We start from the raw sequence: 1416 nt of genomic DNA, 5'->3' as shown, positions 1-1416 counted from the left end.
GGGTGGTGAAGAGTTCATCGTCTTCCTTCCAAATGCAACGTCAGAAATGTCACATGAAATCTCTGAACAAATTCGTCAACAGTTTAATCAAGCAGAGTTTAAAATCGACGAACAGACTCGATTCAATTCGAGCGTTAGTATTGGTATGAGTGATAGCCTTGCGTGTGAAGAGCGCATGACGATCGATGCCTTGGTTAATCTAACCGATCAATCACTCTATCGAGCTAAAGCCAATGGTAAAAACTGTGTGGATGGAGATATGGTCGCGCTCTAGTCTTTTCTCTTTACTCTCTTAAAGCGGATCGTCCTATCTGAAATAAAAATGCCCTGAAGCAGAAGCTTCAGGGCATTTTTGTCTCTCAGTTGTGATGGTGCTCTGCTGGTTAAGCAGATACCTCAACTTCGTAAGAACCAAATTTACGGATGTTAATCACGCCCGTATCTAGGATTAGGTATTGGCCTTTAATGCCTTGCAGCACACCAGATACCTCAGGGTTCTTATCAAAGTTATGAGAAACAATCTTCACTGGGTGCTGTTCTACTGGGTAGCTCAGTGAGGTGATGTTCTCACTTAGTACTTCGATGGCATCATCACCGAATTTTGCTTTGATCTCTTGGATCTTATCTTCAACCAATGGAAGCAGCTCTTTTGCTTTCTCTACCAGTTCCATGTCGTCGCCATCGCCTTTCAGCAGCGTGCGCCAGTTGGTTTTATCGGCAATGTGTTTTGCCAATTCAACTTCGATCAGGCCAGAGATTTGGCGAGTTTTTACTTTAAGGATCGGTAGGCCTTGTGTTGCGCCTTGGTCAATCCAGCGAGTAGGGATCTGAGTGTGACGAGTGATACCTACTTTTAGACTTGATGTGTTCGATAGGTAAACGAAGTGATCAACCATGCAGTTTGCTTCGCCCCATTCAGGCTCACGACAGGTGCCTTCGTCGTAGTGGCAAGTCTCTGGCTTCATGATGCACATGTCGCAACTTGCTAGCTTTTTCATACACACAAAGCAGTGGCCTTGAGAGTAACTCTTCTTGGTTTTCTTGCCACAAGAGCAGCAAAAAATATTGCCAGTGTGGGTGAGGTTGATGGTTTTACCAATCAGAGGGTTTAGTTCTACAAACTCTTCGCCTACAGGCAAACGGTAGGTTACCGCGCCATCAAGGGAAGCACTCATCTTCTTGAGTGTTCCTTTCGCTAATAAAGACATGACATTACTCGTTGTATTTTGATTATTATTTCGCCGACTCGTTTGCGCTGTGAGCAGGCAGTACGGTTAGCGATGATTATGCGATGAGTATAACAAATGGCGCCTAATTTTATACGCAATAATACTTGATTCTCGGCGTAAATAATTAGCATGAAATATAAGCATAAAAATATAGTATGACATTTTGTTCAGGCGTGATATAACGTTT

The 1416-nt window shown here is 43.4% G+C and carries 2 protein-coding genes; one reads left to right on the top strand and one right to left on the bottom strand.

Features of this window, described 5'->3' with window-relative positions; translation table 11 throughout:
• A partial coding sequence (locus BCT81_RS22405) for a diguanylate cyclase (protein WP_133152689.1) occupies positions 1–274 on the top strand: 274 nt, incomplete at its 5' end.
• 109 nt (positions 275–383) lie between these two features.
• Here the strand turns inward: BCT81_RS22405 and BCT81_RS22400 are convergent.
• Positions 384–1208 (bottom strand): DUF2797 domain-containing protein, encoded by an 825-nt coding sequence (locus tag BCT81_RS22400; RefSeq protein ID WP_004738492.1) that lies wholly within the window; start codon positions 1206–1208, stop codon positions 384–386.
• Between the last annotated feature and the right edge of the window lie 208 nt (positions 1209–1416).

Origin of the sequence: Vibrio sp. 10N.261.52.A1 (assembly GCF_002876325.1) — a bacterium.
GTDB classification, from domain to species: Bacteria; Pseudomonadota; Gammaproteobacteria; order Enterobacterales; family Vibrionaceae; genus Vibrio; species Vibrio chagasii.
Note: the sequence above shows the minus strand (reverse complement) of the source record. Positions and strands in the feature narration are given on the sequence as shown.